At 65.7% G+C, this 23014-nt stretch carries 18 protein-coding genes and 1 pseudogene; 12 read left to right on the forward strand and 7 right to left on the reverse strand.

Annotation, left to right across the window (positions count from 1 at the left end; all coding sequences use genetic code 11):
- Positions 1 to 11 precede the first annotated feature (11 nt).
- On the forward strand, positions 12 to 1352 hold the full coding sequence (locus E3O11_RS00730) for a sigma-54-dependent transcriptional regulator family protein (protein ID WP_092448860.1): 1341 nt from the start codon (positions 12 to 14) through the stop codon (positions 1350 to 1352).
- Between the two features lie 67 nt (positions 1353 to 1419).
- Here the strand turns inward: E3O11_RS00730 and E3O11_RS00735 are convergent, their stop codons facing one another.
- Positions 1420 to 2181, reverse strand: coding sequence for an IclR family transcriptional regulator (locus E3O11_RS00735; protein ID WP_092448861.1), 762 nt, complete (start codon positions 2179 to 2181; stop codon positions 1420 to 1422).
- 196 nt (positions 2182 to 2377) lie between these two features.
- Here E3O11_RS00735 and E3O11_RS00740 point away from each other — a divergent pair, with 196 nt between their 5' ends.
- From E3O11_RS00740 to E3O11_RS00755, 4 genes and pseudogenes are all read left to right on the forward strand, one after another.
- A complete protein-coding gene (locus tag E3O11_RS00740) occupies positions 2378 to 3166 on the forward strand; it encodes a hydroxypyruvate isomerase family protein (RefSeq protein ID WP_092448978.1) in 789 nt (262 codons plus the stop codon).
- A 44-nt stretch (positions 3167 to 3210) separates the two neighbouring features.
- Positions 3211 to 4095, forward strand: coding sequence for a 2-hydroxy-3-oxopropionate reductase (locus E3O11_RS00745; protein WP_092448862.1), 885 nt, complete (start codon positions 3211 to 3213; stop codon positions 4093 to 4095).
- A 31-nt stretch (positions 4096 to 4126) separates the two neighbouring features.
- The gene (gcl, locus tag E3O11_RS00750) at positions 4127 to 5917 is read left to right on the forward strand and encodes a glyoxylate carboligase (protein ID WP_092448863.1); all 1791 of its coding nucleotides are present in this window, start codon (positions 4127 to 4129) and stop codon (positions 5915 to 5917) included.
- Between the two features lie 77 nt (positions 5918 to 5994).
- A pseudogene (locus E3O11_RS00755) lies at positions 5995 to 8857 on the forward strand (FAD-binding and (Fe-S)-binding domain-containing protein).
- Positions 8858 to 9019: 162 nt separating this feature from the next.
- On the opposite strand, the gene E3O11_RS00760 reads toward E3O11_RS00755, so the two are convergent.
- Positions 9020 to 10810 carry an L-lactate permease gene (locus E3O11_RS00760; protein ID WP_092448864.1) on the reverse strand — a complete coding sequence of 597 codons (1791 nt, stop codon included), beginning with the start codon at positions 10808 to 10810 and terminating at the stop codon, positions 9020 to 9022.
- Between the two features lie 927 nt (positions 10811 to 11737).
- Between E3O11_RS00760 and E3O11_RS00765 the strand changes: the two genes are divergently transcribed.
- Positions 11738 to 12391: a CG0192-related protein gene (locus E3O11_RS00765; RefSeq protein ID WP_092448865.1), complete on the forward strand. Its 654-nt coding sequence runs from the start codon at positions 11738 to 11740 to the stop codon at positions 12389 to 12391.
- A gap of 13 nt (positions 12392 to 12404) precedes the next feature.
- Here E3O11_RS00765 and E3O11_RS00770 read toward each other — a convergent pair whose 3' ends face one another.
- Positions 12405 to 14069, reverse strand: coding sequence for an alkaline phosphatase D family protein (locus E3O11_RS00770; RefSeq protein WP_092448866.1), 1665 nt, complete (start codon positions 14067 to 14069; stop codon positions 12405 to 12407).
- 222 nt (positions 14070 to 14291) lie between these two features.
- On the opposite strand from E3O11_RS00770, the gene E3O11_RS00775 reads away from it, so the two are divergent.
- A complete protein-coding gene (locus E3O11_RS00775; protein ID WP_092448867.1) occupies positions 14292 to 14771 on the forward strand; it encodes a 2'-5' RNA ligase family protein in 480 nt (159 codons plus the stop codon).
- A 48-nt stretch (positions 14772 to 14819) separates the two neighbouring features.
- On the forward strand, positions 14820 to 15482 hold the full coding sequence (locus tag E3O11_RS00780) for a DUF7002 family protein (protein ID WP_092448868.1): 663 nt from the start codon (positions 14820 to 14822) through the stop codon (positions 15480 to 15482).
- A gap of 273 nt (positions 15483 to 15755) precedes the next feature.
- Here the strand turns inward: E3O11_RS00780 and E3O11_RS00785 are convergent, their stop codons facing one another.
- Positions 15756 to 16661 (reverse strand): nuclease-related domain-containing protein, encoded by a 906-nt coding sequence (locus E3O11_RS00785; protein ID WP_092448869.1) that lies wholly within the window; start codon positions 16659 to 16661, stop codon positions 15756 to 15758.
- Between the two features lie 257 nt (positions 16662 to 16918).
- On the opposite strand from E3O11_RS00785, the gene E3O11_RS00790 reads away from it, so the two are divergent.
- Entirely contained in the window at positions 16919 to 17128 is a 210-nt protein-coding gene (locus tag E3O11_RS00790; protein ID WP_092448870.1) for a hypothetical protein, read from the forward strand.
- On the opposite strand, the gene E3O11_RS00795 is transcribed toward E3O11_RS00790, so the two are convergent.
- A complete protein-coding gene (locus E3O11_RS00795; protein ID WP_092448871.1) occupies positions 17125 to 17829 on the reverse strand; it encodes a hypothetical protein in 705 nt (234 codons plus the stop codon). The genes E3O11_RS00790 and E3O11_RS00795 overlap by 4 nt on opposite strands.
- 161 nt (positions 17830 to 17990) lie before the next feature.
- Here E3O11_RS00795 and E3O11_RS00800 point away from each other — a divergent pair, with 161 nt between their 5' ends.
- A complete protein-coding gene (locus E3O11_RS00800) occupies positions 17991 to 18902 on the forward strand; it encodes a GmrSD restriction endonuclease domain-containing protein (protein WP_092448872.1) in 912 nt (303 codons plus the stop codon).
- Between the two features lie 7 nt (positions 18903 to 18909).
- On the opposite strand, the gene E3O11_RS00805 is transcribed toward E3O11_RS00800, so the two are convergent.
- Both E3O11_RS00805 and E3O11_RS00810 read right to left on the reverse strand, forming a co-directional pair.
- On the reverse strand, positions 18910 to 20337 hold the full coding sequence (locus tag E3O11_RS00805; RefSeq protein ID WP_092448873.1) for a sensor histidine kinase: 1428 nt from the start codon (positions 20335 to 20337) through the stop codon (positions 18910 to 18912).
- Between the two features lie 77 nt (positions 20338 to 20414).
- The gene (locus E3O11_RS00810) at positions 20415 to 21089 is read right to left on the reverse strand and encodes a response regulator transcription factor (RefSeq protein ID WP_092448874.1); all 675 of its coding nucleotides are present in this window, start codon (positions 21087 to 21089) and stop codon (positions 20415 to 20417) included.
- A 145-nt stretch (positions 21090 to 21234) separates the two neighbouring features.
- On the opposite strand from E3O11_RS00810, the gene E3O11_RS00815 reads away from it, so the two are divergent.
- Positions 21235 to 22182 carry a hypothetical protein gene (locus E3O11_RS00815; protein WP_092448875.1) on the forward strand — a complete coding sequence of 316 codons (948 nt, stop codon included), beginning with the start codon at positions 21235 to 21237 and terminating at the stop codon, positions 22180 to 22182.
- A gap of 240 nt (positions 22183 to 22422) precedes the next feature.
- Positions 22423 to 23010, forward strand: coding sequence for a PepSY domain-containing protein (locus E3O11_RS00820; protein ID WP_092448876.1), 588 nt, complete (start codon positions 22423 to 22425; stop codon positions 23008 to 23010).
- The last annotated feature ends 4 nt before the right edge of the window (positions 23011 to 23014 follow it).

Below are 23014 nucleotides of genomic sequence, written 5' to 3' on the forward strand. Positions count from 1 at the left end.
GGAGACATCGCATGACCCACGGCCCGAACACCACCGTTCTCACTGCTGACCAGCGTTTCTCCTCCCCCCATGAATACGAACGGATGCTGCGCGCGGCCCATGAGGTAACACTGGCCGGTTCGCCCCCGCTCGGGATCAGCACCGAGGTTTGGGAATCCTGGCAGCGTTCGCTGGCTGCGGGCATCGACCCCGACCGACACCTGCCCCGGCATCTGCACGAGGTGGCCGACGTCGTTGCGCTGCGCCGCGGCCATGCACTAGAGGCCGTGATGCCAGCCCTCAGTGAGCTTCTCTCTGATGAGAGCTCTGATGGGCAGCATCTGCTCGTACTCGCCGACGCGAGTGGAGAGGTGCTGTGGCGGGTCGGCAGCCGCGCGGCATTGCGGCAGGCCGACAGGCTCGAGTTCGTCGAGGGCGCTGACTGGTCCGAGGCCGGGGTAGGAACGAACGCGATCAGCGAAGTCGTCCTGAGTGGGCGCGCCGCACAGTTATTCTCGGCCGAACACCTCGTGCGCACTCACCACGACTGGGCGTGCACAGCTTCACCGATTCGGGACGCGGACAGCGGCGCGGTCATCGGCGTCTTGAATGTATCCGGGCCACTCAACACGGTCACGGCCGACAGCATGCGCATGGTGAAGTGCGGGGTGCGGCTCGCCGAGGAGTTGTTGCGGGCGGCGCGACGAGAACTCGGGCGCGGGTCGCAGTTGATGACTGCTGGGCGCTCAACTGCGGTCTTGTCGGTGGCCTCGTCTGCGCCCACCTCCGTGGCATCGCTCGCTCTGCTCGGTGATAGCCCAGGGGTGGTCGGCGGCGATGGACGCCGAGTGCCGCTCTCGCTGCGCCGCGCGGAGATTCTGGCCTTGCTCGACTCACGGGATCGCGGATGGAGCGCCGACGAACTTGCCTACGCCATTCACGGGGAAACAGGCTTAGCCGCCACCATCCGCATCGAGATGCACCGTATTCGCCACGTGCTCGGCGAGTCACTGGAGTCCACGCCGTATCGCCTCGGCTCCACCCTGCGAGGCTCGTCCGACGTGGGGCGGGTACTGCGGCTCGTGCGCGAGGGCCAGGTTGCCACGGCCCTCGCGGCGTACTCTGCCCCACTGCTGGTGAGGTCGACCGCCGGGGCCATCGAACCGCTGCGCGCCGAACTCACAAGCGCGGTCGGAGCATCCGTTCGTGCAAGCGGAGACGCCGAGCTGCTGCGCCGCTGGTGCGCGACCGAGATGGGGAGCAATGATCGCGAGGCGGTGCAGGCCCTTGGCAGCTTGGCTGGCATCGACGATGCCGGCTACCTGGCATCGCTCGCGCGCCTGAGCCGCATCGACCGCGAGCTCGGCTGTTAGTTCTGTGGAGGTGACCAACGCTGTATAGACTCACGACACATGTCCGAGCCCTGACCCACAAATAAATCTAGGCAACCGGGTTCAGGTCCTGGGAAATGGACTCCACGGCGGCGCGCAGCGCGGGAATGGCGAGTTCTGCAAACGCATCATCGACCCGGGACACCGGCCCGGAGACGCTGACGGCGGTCGGCGTCGGCGCATCCGGAACCGCCATCGCGAAGCAGCGCACACCAATTTCCTGCTCACCATCGTCGATGGAGTAGCCGCGTTCCCGGATTCGGGCCAGGTCAGCCAGGAGATCGTTCACGCTGCCGATGCTCATCGTCGTGGGAGTGGGCATGCCAGCCCTGGCCACAATGGCGCGCACGGCGTCATCGCTCAGCTGGGCCAGAATCGCTTTGCCGACTCCTGTGGCATGAGTATGCGCGCGTCGGCCGACCTCCGTGAACATGCGCATGGAGTGTTTGGATGGAGCCTGGGCGATGTAAAGCGCCATGTCGGCATCGAGAACAGCCATGTTCGCCGTCTCCCCCAGTTGGTCGACAAGGGCCCGGAGTTGGGCCCCAGCCAGGGCGCCGAGCTGCTTACTGGCTGCCGTTCCGAGGCGAATGAGACCTGGGCCCAGCGCGTAACGCCGATTGGCGAGCTGACGAATGTATCCCTTCGCCACCAGCGTGCGCAGCAGCCGATGAATGGTCGGCAGGGGCAGCTCGGTGGAGGCCGCGAGCTCGCTCAGCATCACCTGCCCGCCAGCGGCCGTGATCAGCTCGAGGAGTTCAAAAACCCGCTCCACGGATTGCACACCGCTGCCAGCCGTGCGTTCTGCCATCTTTATGCCTCCAGGCCATACGTGGCAACGGATATCCGCATTGTGGAAATATCGCCAGGTTACCCAGATTACACAGAAGTTGACGCCGGGCCGCACTGACCGTAGTCTTTCCATATAACAGAAACTAACTTCCACAATACGAAACTTGATGGAATCAAGTCGCATAATCATCAACTCGAGGAGCAAGGACGCCCCCATGCTGTACACCGTAAACTGCTCCATCCTGCTGACCGAACTGCCGTTGCTCCAGCGCCCAGCCGCGGCCAAAGCCGCCGGATTCGACGCGGTCGAGTTCTGGTGGCCCTTTGCCGCCGCCGTTCCCACCGAAACGCAGATTGCCGACTTTGAGAACGCAATCACGGATGCCGACGTTCGACTGACCGGTTTGAACTTTGCGGCCGGCGACATGCCGGCCGGTGATCGAGGTCTGGTGTCCTGGCCAGCCCGATCCGACGAGTTTCGCGACAATCTGGCCGTCGCCGCTGGCATCGGCGGGCACCTCGGCTGCACGTCCTTCAACGCCCTCTACGGAAACCGTATCGACGGCGTTGCCCCAGAGGAACAAGATGAGCTCGCTATCGAAAATCTCTCCCTCGCCGCACGATTCGTCGCCCCGATCGGTGGCACCGTGTTGCTGGAGCCGGTGAGCGGGGCACCGAAGTATCCCCTGCGCACGGCGGCCGACGTGCTGGCCGTGATCGAACGGGTGAGCATCCAGAGCGGCGACACGAACATCAAACTACTCGCCGATTTTTACCACCTGGCCGTCAACGGCGACGATGTCGAGGCCGTGATCTCCGAGCACGCGCACCGATTCGGACACATCCAGATTGCCGACGCACCCGGGCGCGGCGAACCAGGAACGGGCACGCTACCCATTCACGAATGGCTCGCGCACAGTCACGGTCTCGGCTATGACGGCCCCATCGGGCTGGAATACAAGACGGTCGCAACAAATCCGTTTGCCTGGCTTGAAACCGCCTAACCGACCGCTGCGCATCCAACACCCTTGAGAAAAGGACAAATAAAATGAATAATGTCGCCGTCATCGGCCTGGGAATAATGGGCCTGCCCATGGCAATCAATCTCGTGAAGGCTGGCCACAACGTCGTCGGTTTCAACCGCAGTTCGGCACGAATTGACGAGCTGGTCGCCGCGGGCGGTCGAGGCGCGGCGAGTATCCCCGACGCCGTGCGGGATGCCAACGTCGTGATCACGATGCTGCCAGACTCGCCCGATGTCGAAGACGTCGTCAGCGGCCCGGACGGTGTCTTCGCCCATACGCCGGCCGGCGCCTATTGGATTGACGCCAGCACCATCCGGCCCGACGTTGCCGTTCGCCTGGCCGGAGCTGCGAGGGACGCCGGGCTCAAGCCCGTCGACGCCCCGGTCTCCGGCGGCGAAGCCGGCGCAATTGAGGGCACCCTGTCGATCATGGTCGGCGGGGAGTTCGCCGACGTCGAGGCCATCCGTGGCGTACTCGACGCTATGGGCAGCACCGTGGTCCACGTCGGTCCGGCTGGATCCGGCCAAACGGTCAAGGCCGCCAACCAGCTCATCGTCGCCGGCACCATCCAGCTCGTCGCCGAGGCGCTCGTGTTTCTGGAGGCGCACTCGGTCGATACCGAAGCATCCGTCAAGGTTCTGGCTGGCGGGCTGGCCGGCAATCGCATCCTGGACCGCAAGGCCGCAGGTATGGTGGCGCGCACGTTCGAACCGGGTTTCCGGGTCGACCTGCACCACAAGGACCTCGGCATAGTCACCGCAGCGGCCCGCGCGGCCGGCGTCGCCATTCCGCTTGGTTCGATGGTGGCCCAGCTAATGGGCACCCTGCGCGCCGAAGGCCACGGCTCGCTCGACCACTCCGCATTGCTGCTGTTGGTCGAGCAGATGTCCGGCCGCTCGCACGCCTGAACACCAACTTTTCAGATTCAAGGAGAATCACATGTCTAAAATGCGCGCAGTAGACGTTGCCGTCGCCATCCTCGAAAAGGAGGGGGCCACCCAGACCTTCGGTGTACCGGGGGCTGCCATCAACCCGTTCTACTCGGCCATGCGCGCCCACGGCGGCATCGACCACATCCTCGCCCGCCACGTCGAGGGTGCCTCGCACATGGCCGAGGGATTCACGCGCACGAAGGCCGGAAACATCGGCGTGTGTATCGGTACCTCCGGACCGGCCGGCACCGATATGCTGACCGGCCTCTACTCCGCGTGGGCAGATTCCACGCCCATTCTCTGTATCACCGGCCAGGCTCCGGTGAGCAAGCTGCACAAGGAAGATTTTCAGGGCGTCGACATCGCCTCCATCGCGGCCCCCGTCACGAAGATGGCCGTTACAGTGCTCGAGGCCGGGCAGGTTCCCGGCGTCTTCCAGAAGGCGTTTTATCTGATGCGCTCCGGCCGCCCTGGCCCGGTGTTGATCGACCTGCCGATCGATGTGCAACTTACCGAGATCGAATTCGACATCGACACCTATGAGCCGCTTTCGGTAGCCAAGCCCGCAGCATCCGTTGCCCAGCTCGAAAAGGCGCTCGACATGCTGCTGCTCGCGAAGCGCCCGGTGATCATCGCCGGCGGCGGCGTGATAAACGCGGACGCCTCGGCGGAGCTGGTCGAGCTGGCCGAGGTGCTGAATATTCCGGTGATTCCCACGCTGATGGGCTGGGGCAGCATTCCCGACGACCACCGGCTCGCGGCCGGCATGGTGGGGCTGATGACGTCGCACCGCTACGGCAATGCAACCATGCTCGAATCGGATTTCGTACTCGGCATCGGTAACCGTTGGGCCAACCGGCACACCGGTGGCCTCGACACATACACGAAGGGCCGCACATTCGTCCACATCGACATTGAACCCACACAGATTGGGCGGATTTTCTCGCCGGACTTTGGCATCGTCTCCGACGCCGGTGCAGCACTGCGCGGTCTGGTTGAGCTCGCACGCGAACGCAAGGCCGCCAACGCCCTCCCCGATTGGGAGAGCTGGGTTGAAGACTGCGCGCACCGCAAGGCCACGCTTCAGCGCAAGACGCACTTCGAGAACGTGCCGATAAAACCGCAGCGCGTGTATGAGGAGATGAATCGGGCATTCGGCACCGAAACCCGCTACGTGACCACGATCGGGCTGTCGCAGATTGCGGGAGCACAATTTCTGAACGTCTTCCACCCGCGGCACTGGATCAATTGCGGCCAGGCCGGGCCACTCGGCTGGACGCTTCCCGCCGCCCTCGGCGTGGCCGTGGCCGACCCGTCGAAAACGGTCGTGGGGCTCAGCGGCGACTACGACTTTCAGTTCATGATCGAAGAACTCGCGGTGGGTGCCCAGTTCCACATCCCGTATATACATGTCGTCGTGAACAATTCCTATCTCGGCCTGATCCGTCAGGCGCAGCGCCGCTTCGATATGGATTACCAGGTGTCGCTCGCGTTCGAGAACATCAATTCGCCCGAACTTGAGGGCTATGGCGTCGACCACCTCAAGGTGGCCGAGGGCCTCGGCTGCAAGGCCATCCGGGTGCGCGAAGCCGACGATTTGCAGGCAGCGTTCGCGCAGGCCCAGGCGTGGATGGTCGAGTTCAGGGTTCCCGTTGTCGTCGAAATTATCCTCGAGCGGGTCACAAATATCTCGATGGCCGCCGCCGAGATCGACGCCGTAACCGAGTTCGAAGACCTGGCCGTGACAGCGGCCGATGCGCCCACCTCGCTCTCGCTCATTGTCAGCGCCACCGAATAGTCTGTTTGCACGTGCACGTCGAAAACAAGGGAGTTTTTGTGAGTACAACAACCGTTAGCTCCGAGACTGGCACCGCGATGTTCGGCGCGCTGCGTGCCGCCGTTGGCGACCCGGCTCGGGTGAAAACTCGGGCACTCGACCTCCACGCGAACGCCCACGATGCCTCACACTTTTTGCTTATTCCCCAGGCCGTGGTGGTGGCCACGGATGCCGCGGAGGTCGGCGCCTTGTTGCGCGCCGGCGCCGCGCAGGGCGTGCACCTCACGTTTCGCTCGGGCGGCACCAGCCTGAGCGGCCAGGCCATCACCGACGGTGTGCTGGTCGACGTGCGCCGGAACTTCAAGAACATCGACGTACTCGACGACGGCCTGCGCGTGCGCGTGCAGCCGGGCGTCACGGTGCGGGCGCTCAACACCCGCCTCGCCAAGTACGGGCGCAAGTTCGGACCCGACCCGGCGAGCGAATCCGCCGCCACCATCGGCGGCGTCGTGGCGAATAATTCCTCCGGCATGGCCTGCGGCACCGTGGACAACACCTACCAGACGCTCGAATCGGTCACCGTGGTGCTGCCAAGCGGCACGGTCATCGACACCGGGGCAGCGGATGCCGATGAGCAGTTGCTGAAGCACGAGCCGGTTTTATACAACGGCCTGCTCGAACTCGCGCGGCGCACCCGCGATAACGAGGCATCCGTCGCCACCATTCGTCAGCAATTCTCCATGAAGAACACCATGGGTTACGGCGTGAACTCGCTGCTCGACTTCGACCGTGCCGTGGATATGCTCGCGCACCTGATCGTGGGCAGCGAGGGCACGCTGGGATTCGTGGCCGAGGCGATATTTCGAACGGTTCCCAAACTGCCGCACGTCACCACCGCCCTGCTCGTGTTTCCCGGGCTCGAGGCGGCCACCGCCGCTCTGCCCGCCTTGGTAGCGACCGGTGCGGCCACCCTGGAACTCATGGACGCGCTCTCGCTCATTGTGGGGCAGAAGATGCCGGGGGCGCCCGCGATCGTGGTCGATCTCATGGTGGACCAGCACGCCGCCCTGCTCGTGGAGTACCACGCCGAGTCGCCAGAGAAACTGGCGCAGATGCTCGCGATCGGCATGCAGACCGTCAACACGCTCGGTCTCACCCTGCCAGCCGATTTTACGACCGATGCCGGCATCCGCGGCCAGCTGTGGTACCTGCGCAAGGGGATTATTCCGGCTGTGGGCGGTACCCGGCCGCAGGGCACGAACGCCCTGCTCGAAGACATCGTGGTTCCGGTGCCAGCGCTCGCCCGCACCTGCATGGAGCTCATTCGGCTGTTCGCCAAGTACGAGTATGAGAACTCTATGATTTTCGGTCATGCCAAAGACGGCAACGTGCACTTCATGCTCACCGACGATTTCGGCAGTGCCGTGGGTCTCGAGCGGTTCAGCCGGTTCACCGAAGATCTCGTCGACCTCGTGCTCGCCGAAGGCGGTTCGCTCAAGGCCGAGCATGGCACCGGGCGCGTAATGGCGCCGTATGTGCAGCGCCAGTTCGGCGACGAGCTCTATGACGTGATGCGCCGCATCAAGGTGCTCTTCGACCCGGCTGGCATGCTCAACCCCGGCGTACTCATCAACGACGACCCGAACGCCCACTTGAAAGATCTCAAGGCTATCCCGGCCGTGGCGAAAGAGGTCGACCGCTGCACCGAGTGCGGCTGGTGCGAGCCGGTGTGCCCGAGCCGCAACGTGACGCTCACGCCGCGGCAGCGCATCGTATCGTTGCGTGCAATCGAACAGGCCAGGCTCGACGGTAATCTCGCTCTCGTGGCCGAGATGGAGAAAGACTACGAGTACGACGCCGTGCAGACCTGCGCCGCCGACGGCATGTGTCAAACGGCCTGCCCGGTCAACATCAACACCGGCGACCTCATGAAGAGGCTGCGCCACGACGAGGCGAATCCACTGGAAAGCGCGCTGTGGAATGTGGCCGCCAACAACTGGGGCACGGTCACTCGCGGCGCGGGGCTCGCTCTCAAGGCGATCGCCTCGGTTCCGGTGCCGCTCGTACTCGGCCCCAACCGCCTCGCGCGCACCGTGCTCGGCACCGACACCGTGCCCCTCTACTCGCCCGACCTGCCCGGCGGGGGCCGACCCCGCCACGCCCACTCCGGTCAATCCCAGAAGGAGAATCACCATGGTTGATGCAGTAGTTGCCACCGAGCGGATGCGCCCTGCCCCGCGCCAGGCGCCGGCTGCCGTCTACTTTCCCGCCTGCGTGCAAACGATGTTCGGTCCGGCCGTTGCCGGAACTCCCGGCACGCAATACAGTTTCGAGCAGCTCTGCGAGCGTGCCGGCGTGACCCTACTCGTGCCCGACGGCATCGACGCGCTCTGTTGCGGTACCCCGTGGGCCTCCAAGGGTATGACCCGCGGACTCGCCACGATCGCGGCGAAGACCCTGGCCGCCCTGCGCACCGCGACCCGCGACGGCGAGCTGCCGGTGATCTGTGATGCTTCCTCATGCACCGAAGGGCTGCGGCACATCATCGAGGGTGACCGGAGCGAGCATCCGCTGACGGTCATGGACGCGGTCGAGTTCGCCGCAACGAGCATTCTGCCCGGCCTGCCCGAATATGTGAAGATCGAGTCACTCGCGCTGCACCCCACGTGCTCGTCAACACGGATGGGCGCCAACGCTGCCCTACAGACCGTGGCTTCCAGCGTGGCCGAGCACGTTGAGATACCCGAGAACTGGGGCTGCTGTGCCTTTGCCGGCGACCGCGGCATGCTGCACCCGGAGCTCACCAAATCGGCCACGAAGGCCCAGGCCACTGACGTGCTCGCCATGGACGCCGTGGCGCACGCTTCGTGCAATCGAACCTGCGAGCTCGGCATGACCCGTGCCACCGGCAAGCCGTACCGGCACGTGCTTGAACTGCTCGAAGAGGTCACTCGACCGTAACTTCCAGGGCGCAAAACCGGAGTAGCTGCACGCAGCTACTCCGGTTTTTCGTGTGCTGGGGTCTGACGCGCGCGGGTCCACAAGCCGTCGTTTGTTTCACCTGGCACGACAAAGCGGGCGACAACGGATGTCTCCGCTGCCGCCCGCTCTCGCCTGACTGACTTAGACGCGCTCAGGTTCGGGCGCCAGCACGGCCGCCTTCTGGCGCAGCATCCACCGCACGATGAATCCGAGCGTGCTCATCAGCAGCACGAGCATGATCGTGCCGAGGTTGAAGCCGAGCCCGTAGATAAAGATGAATGAGATCGCTCCCCCGGCGATGCAATAGTACAGCGTGACGAGAATTGTCTTGCGCAGCAGGTCGCCCTCGCGCCCGAGCAGCCCCACCGTGGCTGACGCGGCCACAATGTTGTGGATGGCGATCGGGTTACCGCCAGCGCCGCCGACGGCCTGGGCAGCCACCACCTGCTCCGGGTTCACCCCGATGGCGTTGCCCGTGGAGAACTGGAACTGCGAGAACGTAAGGTTGGACACCGTGTTGGAACCGGCGACGAAGGCTCCGAGCGCACCGATAAATGGGGCGATGAACGGCCACGAGCTGCCCGAGATGGCGGCAGCGCCCTCAGCGAGCGTCACCGGCATGCTCGAGAGACCGGATGCGTTGAGCTCCGGCCCCGACTGGATCAGCACGCGCACGAGCGGCACGGCAAAAAGCAGGGCCACGGCGGTTCCAGCGAGTTGCCTGCCCGATACCTTCCACGTCTCGCGAATCTGTTGGCCATTCATGCCATGAAGTCCATACGCGAACAGCGATGCCAGAATGAGCAGGAAGGCTGGCGAGTAGAACGGCTGCACGGCGGTGGAGATGTCGGTGCCGAGAATGTTGTTGAACGGGATGGCGATACCGGTGAGGAATTCCGTGACCGGTGTAATTACCCGGCTGCCGACCAGCAATACGGCCATCAGCACGTAGGGTGACCAGGCGCTCACGATGCCGATGCGGCGAACGGATGCGGCGGGTTCCGCCGGTTCTATTGTGCCCATCCAACGCGGGCTCCAACTGGCTCGTGGGCCGAAATCGAAGGTTTTCTTCGGCATCAGGAAGCCCCTGCTTGACGTGAACATCACGACGATCAGTCCGAAGAGGCCGCCGAACAACGAGGGGAATTCCGGGCCGAGAAAGCGGGCCACGAGCACGGAGGGAATCGTCATAGCGACCGAGGCGTAGAGCGCGAATGGCCAGATGGCCAGTCCGTCGCGGAAGCGCCGCTCTGGACCGAAGAACCCGGTAAGCATGCACACCAGAATCAACGGGATGAGCAGGCCAACGATCGCGTGGATCGAGGCCACCTGAAAGCCGATCGACGCTATGAACTCGGGCATCGTCACCCCTAGCAGGGAGATTCGCTCGGCGACGGCCGGATCACCGCCGAGCCCACCGCCGACACCCACGATGATCGGCGTGCCCACTGCTCCAAAGCTCACCGGTGTGCTCTGGATAATGAGGCCCACCATCACGGCGGCCATCGCTGGAAAGCCCATCGCCAGCAGCAGTGGGGCGACGACCGCGGCTGGCGTGCCGAAGCCAGATGCTCCCTCGATGAAGCTTCCGAATAGCCAGCCGATGATGACCGCCTGAATGCGCCGGTCGGGCGAGATATTGTTAAATCCGCCGCGGATGGTGGCCATTGCTCCACCGACGGTCAACGTTGACAGCAGCAGAAGCGCCCCGAACACGATGTACAGCAGGGTTGCGGCCGTGATGACACCTTCGAGGGAGGCCGCGATGACTCCCCGAAAGTCCATCTTCCACACCGCGAGGGCCACGATTACCGCGGCGATATAGCCCAGTGGCATGGCGTATTTGGCAGGCCACCGGAATCCGGCGAGCAGTACGCCCACCACAAGAATTGGTGCCAACGCCAGAAGGCTGAGCACAGCAAGATTATCCACGATTAGGTCCTCTCTGACCAATTTTCGCATGGTGAAATTTTATTATTGTGTGGTGGATATCATCGTAGGCGTAACAGCTCTCGGGGTCAACGAATGTGCTCGCTTCGCCACTCCTACCGATTCGCCCCAGCGCATCACGATGTTCCCAATGCGCCCGGACGCGTGGAGTCCAACCGCCTGCTGCACCTGACCGTGGATGCGGCCAATTCGTGGGTTTGTGCCCCAGGTCGTCATCGATGTGTAAGTTGCTTTCCGTGACCATAATTCGTCGCCCAGGGAGTTCTGGGCGCATTCGACCGCAGCCGGAGCCGCGTTTCAGAACGAGCGGTGCCGCCGTTCACGGGCACGGCAAACGTTCCCTGGCGGGCTCCCGCCGAGTTCCTCGTCGGCGGCCTTCGGAATTGATGATTCCCAGCTGAGCCGTGCTGCCGGGGATCTCGCAGCGCCGGTGCACACAGCCACCCTTGAGCTGGGTCCGCACTCTTGCGAGCCCTCGTCGTGGGCATGCTCGCGCTGGTTTGGGCCACCCTGGAGCTCATCGATGCGCATCGTCAGGCAGTGGTGTCCCGCAATCCAGCCTGATTCGATCGGAGTTTTTCGAATATTCATGAAGGCGACTGCTGCCACGGGCGAGAGAATCGCCGTGACGGCGGCTGTACTGGAAATGATCGTGGCCGTCTGAGCGTGAATGGTCGGCCGTCGGCGCTGCGCGGGGTGACCGTGGAGAACGTGGTGGCCGCGGCGCGGCGGGCGGTCGCGCGCAGCATCCGCTTATAAAGGCGGCGGGATCTGCGCGGCCGAAATCTGCTGGCGCACGCGGCCGGCCTGCCGTGCGCTCGAGCAGCTTTCGAGCGCACGCGCTCTCGGAGGCCACCAGAAAAGGGCTTAGCTGGTGCGGGTTGCGCCCCGACCCCTACGATCGAAGCTATGGCACTTCTCTACGACGCCGTCCTGCGGCCCTCCAAGTCTGAGCTCATCGCCGCGTGGGCTCCGACGCAAACGTGGTTTGTGGGCGACGTTGGGGCCGAGGTGGAGCGCGTCGCATCCTTCCGCTTCGACGATCCTGATGGAGGGGTCGGCATCGAAACCATCCTGGTGCGCTTTGGTACCGGGCCGCTGCTGCAGATTCCGCTGACCTATCGCGGCGCGCCACTCGAGGGTGGCGAGAATGAGCTCGTCGGCACCATGTCCCACTCCGTGCTCGGTGACCGCTGGGTCTACGACGCCACCGGCGACCCGGTCTATCTGGCGGCGGTCGCTGCCGCAGCCCTGACCGGCGCGCAGCAGGCCGACCAATTCACGCAAGGGAACGGTGAACTCATTCCGGTCGCACCGACCGCTACCGTGCGCGGCAGCGGCACCCCCGGAACCCCCGTTCCGCAGGGTGCTGCGACCATCGACACCGTCTCTACGGCGGGCACCACGATCGCAACGGCGGGCGCCCTGCGCGTCACCGTCGTGCGGGTACTCGACGGCACATCTGCCAGGGCCCTCGCAACGGATGCCGCCACGGTATTGGGTACTTGGGTCGAGCAGTCCCAGCCCCAGTTGCTCCTGACAGTCGGGGTATCGCCGGACTAAGACGCGGGCCGTCTCACTGCATCCGGGGTTCCAGGACGATTGTTGCCACGTTCTCCACCAGCGGATGCCGATGGTCGCCGGCCCGGACGACTCCCTTCTCCCACCGAATGGTGAGGCCGGCGGAGGTGTCGTCGAGGCTCGCCAGACAGTTGTCGAACCAGGGCCCCTTGATGCCCGCCCAGCGGAACGGCGGCGACGCGACTCCAGCGGAACGAGCCAGCCGGGCACTCAGTCGCGTGGCGATGCCGTAGGCGAGTACGGCGGAGAACGATCGCATGGCCATGGGGAGCGGATTGCGAATCGGCGAGCAGACGGCCTGCACGATGCGGCTCCCCGAGGTTCGCTCGACCTCGGAAACGGTGGAGTAGTGCACGTCGCCCGACAGGAACGTCACCGTATCGGGCGCCATCCCGCGTCGGCCGTCGGCCACCTCGGTGGCCATCCGTGCCACCTCGCGGAAGCTGCGCTGGAAGGCGCCCCAATGCTCCAGGTCGACCAGCTGACGCAGCCGTTCGCCGACCCGCGCGGCCGGCTTGCCCCAGGCTCCTTCGGAAATGGCTTCGTCCCAGGATTCCAGGTGGTGGAGGCCGGGCGGAAGCAGAAACGGCAGCGAGGTGCCGATTAAAAGGTGGCGGAAGCCGCCTCGCATCCGCTCATCGAGCCAGCCGATCTCGTCTTCGTCCAGAAGTGCCCGCCGGGCCGGGTCGAGTTCGCGGGCTGCGCGGGAGTCCACCACGATCAGCCGAACATCGCTGACATCTCGACAATAACTCCATCGGTAGCTGGTGGGCTGCTGGTCACACCGTTCGGCAAATGCGTCGAGCGCGACGCTCAGGTCGAGTTCATCCGGGCCATCGTGGGCAGCGATCAGGCGCCAGATGTCATCGTCGGCTCGTTCGGCGGGTGACATATTGCCGAGATGCTGATAGACCCAGTAGGAGGCGAGCCCCGCGATGATCCTGCCCCGCCACCACGACGTCGCCTCCATTTGGCGCTTCCAGCTCTGCGAGGTATTCCAGTCGTCGCGAATGTCGTGGTCGTCGAAAATCATCGCGGTCGGCACTGTGGAGAGCAGCCAGCGGTTGGCCTCGTCCGACCAGGCCAGGCGATAGAGGTGCGCGTATTCCTCATAATCTGCCAGCTCTTTGCCGGGAGGCTTCGTGATATCACGCCGCGCCCTGATGAACTTTTGCATCTCCTCGGTAGTCAGGTCGGCATAAACCTGATCGCCCAGAAAGAGGATCAGATCCGGGCGCGGCACGTCGTTGTCGGGCGAGGCCAGGCGCAAAGCGCAGGCCCGCAGAGCGTCAACGCCATGCGTTCGGTTGCCGTCCTCGTCATGGGAAACACTGGTGCGGCAGGATCCAAACGACATCCGAAGCGGATGCCCGCCGCCGAGCGTCGCGATGACCGCCGCCGGATACGAGGACTTCGAATCGGGCCAGACCGGACGTCCGTCGAACTCCACCGTGTACGGCAGGGTCGTGTTGGGGTGCAGACCGTCGACGTGCACGAGGGCGTAGTGGTGTGCATGCACGGCGAAGGTACACGCCGCCCAGGAACGACCAGCCGCGGTGACCACGATCCGACCGGCATTTCGAGTCTCGAACCAGATGCTCGCCGAGACATTATCGACGTAGCGCATCATCGGTCCCAGAATTAGAGGTGAACTCGTCATGATTCACTTGTACCGCTCCAGGAGCGGGTCGCGCGAGATTGCCGACTCGTCGGGGCCGGTGATACGCGGATTCGTGGGGCGTCGCGGCGGTTATACATGGGGGCCTGCACGGCTGCGGAGAATATTGGTCTCAGTGCCGAGAGCTGTTAAGTCGATTCTGACGAAAATCTCCGCTGTTCTGCACGGCAGGTCGGGCAGTCCGGCGCCGTCTAGACTCGGCGCATGCCCCGCCTCGTTGTCGTTCTGCCGCTCACTCCGCTGCAGACCGGCGAGAGCTTCACCGTCGGGAGTTGGCCGCTGCACATTACCGTGCTCGCTCCCTTCAAAACGGATGCTGCGCCCAGCGAGATTGCGCAGGTCATTGCCGCGACGATGGCTGGGTTTCCGGCGCTCACTGTGGCAGTCGGGCCGGACGCCCTGTTTGGCCGCCGACACGATATTCCGGTGACACTCATTGACGACAACGCTTCGCTGACGAGACTGCACGACCGGCTGGTCGAAGCGCTGCTCCCCTTGGCCACAGCCCCGAACGAGCAGGCCTTCTCGGGACCGGAGTTTCGGGCGCACGTCACGGTCAAGCAGCATCGGCGCGTGCACGCGGGCGATGAGCTCGTGCTGGCCCAGATCGCGCTCGTGGATATGGCGCCGCGCGCGGCAGCGAGCGGACGCACGGTGCTCGCGACATTGGACCTGGCTGGCTGAACTAGTCGGACGACCCGAGGCTGCACGGGCGGCGAGTACTCTCGAACTGTGCTGTCCCGCGATCTGATCCGTCTGTACCCCGAGCTCTACCACGTGGCCGCCGATGGCAGTTGGCCAGCCATCGAGCGCCACGGGCTGCTCAGTCCGGCCGCGCTCGTGACCCGCTGGGGAGTCAAACAGGGCGCGCCGCAGGTGGCAATTCTGGGCAAGCGGCGCGGTGAGTCACGCGTGCTCGAGCATGCGGAATTCGGAACCGCGGTCATCCGTCATCAAAAGGCGATTCACGAGCCGTCGCTGGAGGATGCCCTCGACGATATGACGCTCGCCGAGTGGTACTCCGCGCTGAACGACCGGGTGTTCTTTCACCTGCAGCCACGCTTTCTGCAGGAACTTCTGCAGGCCCGGTCGTATCGGGATGATGCCCACACCGTGATCACCCTGAGCACCAAGAGCCTGGTCGCGGCGCACGAAGACGAGATGGAGCTGAGCACGATCAACTCCGGCTTCGCTCAGCGCCACAGCAAAGAGCCGCGCGGGCGCGACACCTTTCGGTCGATCGCGGACTATCAGCATCCGACCCGGTCGCACGCCGCGACCAAGGGGCAGGATGTCGCCGAACTCGCGATCCCGCGCGGCGTGCGCGACCTGCGTGACCACGTCGTGCGCGTCGAACGGATGCGCGAGGGCACCGTTCTCGAGCGCCTCGCCTAAATCTTGCGCCGTCATGGTGGCTAAATCAGGATCTCTGGGTCGATCATGCAGGCGGTGGCCCGAAAACACCGGACACCAGGCTGCCGGTGGTCCCGATTTGCTGATCTAGCCACCATCGCACCCCGCTTCAGGTCACAACTTCTGCAATTTGGAGGAGCGGCAGAAAAGTTGGGCGGAATTCGGCGCATCCGCTTGCGGCCGACCACAATTTGCAGGAGTTATGCCGTCCGCGGCGCCATCAGGGCCAGCCGCGGACGGCGCGCGGCACTCGGGTTAGGGGGCGGCGAGGTACTGGACGGCGGAGACGATGACGGGCAGTGTCACGATCGCCAGCAGGCTGGCGCCCAAGGCGGCGGCGAGAACCGTGAACGTGGTGCGCCGGACGCCGGCGGCCGAAACCTCCTGTTCGAGCGCGGTGAAGCGTGCGTGCAGGTGGTCCGGCGCGCTCGTTCGCACCGGCGTGTGCCACGTGGTCGGGTCGTCAATGACCGCGGTCAGGGTCGCCTGCTGCTCCGCACTAAATTGCCGCGGACGCCCCACCAGCCACCGGCGCAGCCTGGGCGAATCGATGACGGTCACGACGTCGGGCTTGCGATTGAGCCGAATTTTATGCGGGTTGACCAGCACGATCATCGGCTGAACCACGGCCGTTGCCGGCATTGCCCCGGCCAGCAGTGCCGTGATCTGAGTCGACTCGAACCGCGCATCGCGCAGGTAGGGCATGGTGTGATCGCCGACCGGAATCGTGCGCACCGACCCGGTCAGGTCGTGATCCCAGCGTGTTTTGGAGCTCAGCGCGAAAATTCCGCCGGGCCCGACGATGAGGTGATCCACCCAGAACGCGGTATTGCGAATGGGCAGCGAGTGGAAGACGCTGTAGCCCTCGGGCAGCCGGGCGAGAATCTCGCCCACCACCATCTCGGCCTGTACCGCGCGCAACCAGGCCAGGCCATTGGCATCGAGCGGGGAGAGACCGAGGGTGCGGGCTAGCCGGGAGCGCGGAGCGCGATCCTCCTGTTGCCGCAACAATTCTTCCACGAGGGATTGCCCGGCGAACCGCCCGGTGGCCGGTGACGGGTCAGAACAGGGCAGCATCGACACGGCCGGCACCGCCAAAACCACTGGCGCCGGCTCGCTGTCGCCAGCGTGCACACCATTGCCCAGCGTTGCGTTGATCACGTTCTCGCCTCACCTCGGGCTTTCGCCCGATACCATTCTGTCGCCGAGGAGTCCCCGTTCAGGGGTGACAGTCGGCCGGCGCGCGACATTGGTTAGCAAATCGGAGTAATTCTCAGACCGGTTGAGGAAGTGGCGCGCGAGGCTGGCGCGGAGCATCCGCTTGTCAATATAGGGGTACGACCCCGACCGGCGCCTCCCCCACTAAATAGGCCAAGGTCGGCTAGCCTGACAGTCACCCCACCGATTGGATTTGCCCCGTGAAACACCTGACTTTCAACGTTTGCGCCATCGCGGGCCTCGGTTTCAGCGGGATGGCCGTGCTGCTGCTGGTGGGCAACCTGATCTCGGGCAATCAGTTCGTCGACTTCATTTTGCCGGCGGCCGTCGTTTCACTCGTGATCGGCGGCGCGTTCTCGGTGCGGGCGCGCCTGCTCTCCGCGAAGGGGAACGGGCCCAAAAAGCGCTAATTCCGCACGGTACCGGGCCGCGGCAGGATAGACGGACGGATGCCCCAGGTCAGCGGGTTGTCGATGGCGGCGGCCAGTTCCATGCGTTCGATCGGACGCAGCACCTGCGGCCGGGAAGCCAGCCAGTGGCCCAGAGCGCGCGCCCCGAGAACCGCCACCGGAGCAGGACGACCCGGCGCCGCCCAACTCTGCCCAGTTTGGCCCGGGGCCCAGAGCGCGCGGGCGCCGAGCACGACAACGACGGGCTGCACCGCGGTGCGCAGCGGTACCCGCCCGCGGAGCAGCGTGGTGAGTCGTTGCGCGCCAGCCTCGGCGGTGGCCAGGTCGGGGGCCCGACGCCCCGCGACGTGCACGGTCTGGCGATACACCCAGGCGATCCGCCCGTCGCAGAGCTGCGCGTGCAGCGCAAAAACGCCGCCGGGGCCGACGATGAGCCACGCCGCACTTGGGCCGTCGCCGGTCAGGGCAGGCGAGGTGAATGCCGCCCAATGTTCGGGCAGCGTCTCCAGAAAGGTGTCGACGGCCAGCTCGCTGCGGGCTCGTGCCAGCGCCAGGTCGGTGGGCGTGGGTTCGGGTCGGCGCGGGGCGCGATCGAGCAGCCAGGCCAGGCCGGGTGTTGATCGAAGCGCTCCGGTGCGATTCGATTCGGGCAATTCCGGGGGCGTCGCGAAACGCCGCCGCGTGGAGAGTATGTGAGTCATGAGTGCTCCTCGCCGGGTTCTATATCCTGCCAGTGCGGCCCCCGAAAGAAGACCCCCAGAATGGGTGTCTTCTCATCAAACGGATGCCGCGGCCTGATCCGACGGCCGCGGCGCACGCCGTATATTCGAGGGGTCGTGCCTTTGCGGCCAGAAGGAGCACCATGGCCGTCCGTCGCCCGAAGAAGACTTTCGTGATCACGGCGGTGATCGTGGCCGCCCTCGCGGCGATTCTGGTGGGAACGTCGCTCGCGGGGACATCCGTTTCACCGGATCTGGCCGACACCGGAAGTTCCGCAAGTGCGACGCCATCAACGCATGCCACTGCGGAACCGGCCACCGCACAGCCAGCGCCCACGTCCGACTCCGCAGCCCTCGCCGTGCTCGCAACCCTGCCGGTAAAGGGTCGCGCGCCGAAAACCGGCTATGACCGCACGGAAAGCTTCGGATCAGCCTGGCAAGACGTCGACCAGAACGGATGCGACACCCGCAACGACATCCTGGCCCGCGACCTGACCGTGCTCGTCATTGCGGGCGACTGCGAGGTGCAGAGCGGCACCCTGGTCGGGCCGTTCACGGGCCGGGCCATCGATTTTGTGCGGGGCCAGGCGACCTCCTCGCTCGTGCAGATCGACCACCTCGTTGCCCTGTCGAATGCCTGGCAGACCGGGGCTCAGCAACTGTCGCAGGAGCAGCGGGTGGCGTTGGCGAACGATCCGCTCAATCTGCTCGCCGTCGACGGCGTGACCAATTCGCGCAAGGGAGACGGCGACGCGGCCACCTGGCTGCCGCCGCTGAAAAGCTACCGGTGCACCTACGTGGCCCGGCAGATCTCGGTGAAGGCGACCTACGCGCTGTGGGTGACCGCGGCCGAGCGCGACGCGATGACGCGCATCCTCTCGGATTGCCCCGACGAGCTCGCGAGTACCGGTGAGTCTGCAGTCGTCACGCCGGTCGAGGTCTATTTTCAGAACTGCACCGCCGCTCGGGAGGCCGGCGCGGCGCCGGTGCACTCCGGCGAACCCTGCTACGGCAGCCACCTCGACCGCGACGGTGACGGAACCGGCTGCGAATAGTCTCGGGCTAGGCGCGTGCCAGGGGTAGCGTCAGGACGAAGCGCGCACCCGTCGCGACCGGTTCGAGGCACTCGAGCGTACCGCCGTGCGCGCGGGCGAGGGCAAGGGCGATCGACAGGCCGAGGCCGGAGCCGCCGCGATTGCTGGCCCGTGACGGGTCGAGGCGCACGAACCGTTCGAAGATGCGCTCGCGGTCTGGCGCGGGAACGCCGGCGCCGGAGTCGTTGACCTCCAGCCGGGCGGTGCCATCAACGATTGCCAGGCTGGTGCGGATGCTGCCACCCGGCTCGGTCGCAGTGCGCGCGTTCCCGAGCAGGTTGGTCACGATCTGCGCCAGGCGCTGGGCGTCACCGCTCACCCAAACCTCGGCCGCGACCGCGAGGTCGAATTCGCGGCTGGCCCCGAGCATCCGCTGCTCGGCAACGACGTCGCGGGTGAGCGCGGACAGGTCGACCGGTTCGAAGGCCGCGCCCTCATCGCCCTGGTCCAACCGGGTCATCAGCAGCAGGTCATCGACCAGTCGGGCAGCCCTCTGGGTCTGCTGAATCATGCCGACCGTGAGGCTCTCGCGCTCAGCGCGGGCCGGATTGTCGCGCAGCAGCGTTTCAGCGCTGGCCTGCAGGCCAGCAACCGGGGTGCGCAGTTCGTGCGAGACATCGGCGAGAAGCCGGCGCATCCGTTCCTCGGCGGCAGCCGCGACCTGCGCGGCATCACGGGCCGTGATTTCTGCGGCCTGCGCATCGGCCGCGGCCTGGCGAGAGGTGTTTTCGGCGGTTTCGAGCGCCTGCAGCATGTCGTCGAAGGCGCCGGCGGTGCGCCCGATCTCGGTGCGCGGATTGCTCGGGCGCAGCCGGCCGCCGCGCCCTCCCTGGGTGATGGCGAGCGCGAGCTCGGTCATGCGGGTCAGTGGGCGCAGCGCCACCCCGACCACACCGGTCAGCAGCAGCCCGGTGACGACAATCGTGAGCGCACCGGCGACGACCTCGATCGTGCGCAGCTGGGCCAGGGCCGCGTCGATGCCGGCCTCACTCGAGCTGAGGGTGAGGGTTCCGCCGGCCACGGTCTGGGTGACCGAGAGGCGGTCGCCGCTTTGGGTGACGACGGCGCCCGGCACGGTCTCGGCGTGCGGCGGAGCGCCAGGGCCGCGGTCACCGCGGGGAGTGGGATCGGTGCGGCCATAGACGGTGTCGCCGCCGACCGAGTAGGTCACGGTGACGTCATCGCCGGTCAGCCGGTTGGCCAGGCTCTGCGCCGCCAGACCTTCCTCGGCCAGAATCTGCGCGTAGCCGGCCCGGTCGATCAGGCGCTGCTGCAGGTCGGCCCGCAGCTGACCGCCGAGCACGACGTTGATCAGAATACCGACCGTGACCAGCACAATCGTGAGCATCGCCAGAACAGCGGCGACGACTCGCAATCGTAGGGACGTGGTCCGCATGAGGGGTGCTTTCTAATGGGAGCGGGAGATAAACGGATGCGGCGAGCAAGCGGCATCCGCTGGCCGAGACGAGCCGGTCAGCCCGTGAGGCGGTAGCCGATTCCGCGCACGGTGTGGATGAGGCGCGGACCGTTGGCGTCGAGTTTGCGGCGCAGGGTACTCACGTACGCCTCGACCAGGTTGGGGTCGTAGTCGTCGTAGCCCCAGACCTGGGTGAGGATCTGGGTTTTGGAGATGGTGCGGCCGCGGTTGTGCACGAGGTAGGTGAGCAGGCGGCGTTCGGTCGCGGTGAGGTCGATCAGCTGACCGGCCCGGGTGGCTGTGGCGGCCTCCTCATCGACGACGAGGTCGGCGACCTGCATGGTCGGTGAGACCAGGCGGCCGGTGCGGCGGAGCACGGCGGTGACGCGGGCAACCAGCTCGGCCAGCACGAACGGTTTCATGATGTAGTCGTCGGCACCGGCCTCAAAGGCGGCGAGCCGGTCATCGACCGCGTCGCGGGCGGTCACGAACAACACCGGGGTGTTGCCGGCTTCCCGTAGCCGCTGGGCCAGGTGCAGGCCGTTTTCACCGGGCAGCATAATGTCGAGCACCGCGGCATCCGGTCGAAAGCGGGCGATGCGTTCGGCGAAATTCGTGCCGTCCGGCGCGGTATCGACCACGAACCCGGCCTGAGTGAGGGCTTGGCCGATCGCGGTGCGCAGCACGTCTTCATCTTCGATGACGAGGACGCGGGCAGGTTCGGTGGGCACGGTTTAACAGTGCGGGGCCAAGCTGAGCGTTTGCTATGCGCCGGCTGACCGTTTGGCGGCGTCGGGCGGGATTCAGTTCGTCTTCAGATTCGCGCCAGAAGCTAAAAACAGATCCCCCACTCACTTCACTTCGTCAGGAGACAGCATGACCCGCACCAACGATTCCCAGCCCACCGATCCCGCCGACGGTGCCGACGACACCGTCGAGCCCCGCACCACGCCCGACGCCTTGGACACCAGCGCGGACACGACAGACACTAAGAAGACAGACACTGCCCAGTCCAGTACCGATACCGCCGCGACCGAGGCCTTCGACGCGCAGTCGGACCTGCCGTACGACGCGCAGCAGACCCTGCCCTTTGACTCCAACGCGACTGTTCCCCTAATTGGAACGCCGGTCGACGCGAACGCGACGGTTCCGTTCGCGGCAGCCTCAACCGGCTACGCCACTCCGAGCGCACCCTTCGATCCCGCCGCGCCGAAGCCCCGCGCCTGGTACCGCAAGCCGGTCGCTATCGGCGGAGTCGCCGCCGCGGTCATCATCCTCGGTGGCGCCGGAATAGGCTTCGGCATTGCCGCGAATTCCGGTTCGAACGCCGAACTTGCGTCGAACAATTCCCGCATTTCCGATGGCCCCGGACACGGCGGCTCCGACTCTGACGGCGGCCCGGGGTCGTCCACCGGAAGGGCCGGCCTCGACGCTTCCGGTCCGAGCATCTCGGGCACCGTGCTGACCGTGTCGGGCGACACCATCACGATCACCGACAACGACGGGTTCGTGCGCACGATCAACGTCACCGACGACACCGAGTACGGCGACGGGCTTGCGGCCGACCTCGAAGATGGCACCGAAATTCGCGCCACCGGAACGGTCAATGACGATGACACGAGCCTCGATGCGACGTCGATCACCACAGCCTCGGCGGGCCATGGCATCGACGGCGGTATGGGTGATCCCGGCATCGGTGGTCCCGGCATGGGCGGCGGTCACGGCGGCCCCCGGGGAGCGGATGTCGGCACCAGCGTCACCCCGCCGACCGACGGCACCGCACCCGTCGCCCCGACCGACACCCCGAGCACGCCCGCCGCGTAACCGCTCACCGTTTTGCGCCGCTCGGCGGCCCCTCGCCGGGCCGCCGAGCGGTTTCTATTGCCGCCGGGCGGGCAGCTTCAGCCAGGGAATTGGGCCTCCTGACTGGCGACCAGTGAATAGGTTATGGCTTGCTCTCTCACATTAGGGGGTGTACATTGCTTCGCTTATGCTGAACCTAGCAACTTGGGCACGGCCGTTCGGTCTCCGGCTTCTGGGGGCACCGACGTAAGGCACTGCACCATGAACAAGAAGAATATTCTCATCGCCACCGCCGCTGGCGTGGTTCTGATCCTCGGCGGCGCTGGCATTGCCCTCGCCGTGAGCGACAACGACAACGACGGCCCCCTTACCGGTGAGACCCTCGACCGCGCCAGCAACGCCGCCCTGGCCGAGGTCGGCCCCGGCACCGTGACGAACGCCGACCGCAACGACGACGGCGGAAGCGCCTACGACCTCGAGGTGCGTCTGGACGACGGCACGACCGTCGACGTTGAGCTCAACGACGCCTTCGACGTGGTTTGGGTCGGCGATTACGACACCGACGACAGCAACTCATCCTCGTCGAGCGCCGCCCCGAGCGCTTCCGCAATCGCCACTCCGAGTGCCACGGCCGACACCGGCTCCGCCGACCAGGCCGCCAGCGACCGTGCCAGCGCGGAGGCCGCAGCCCTCGCCGCGATCGGCAGCGGTCGCGTCACCGACTTCGACCGCGATGACGACTGGGACCACCTCTACGAGGTTGAGGTCACCCTCGACAACGGCGACGACCGGGACGTCGACCTCGACGCCAACTTCGTCGTCGTGAGCATCGACGACGTTCTGCAGTAATTCC

The organism is Cryobacterium levicorallinum (genome assembly GCF_004402405.1).
Taxonomy (GTDB): Bacteria; Actinomycetota; Actinomycetes; order Actinomycetales; family Microbacteriaceae; genus Cryobacterium; species Cryobacterium levicorallinum.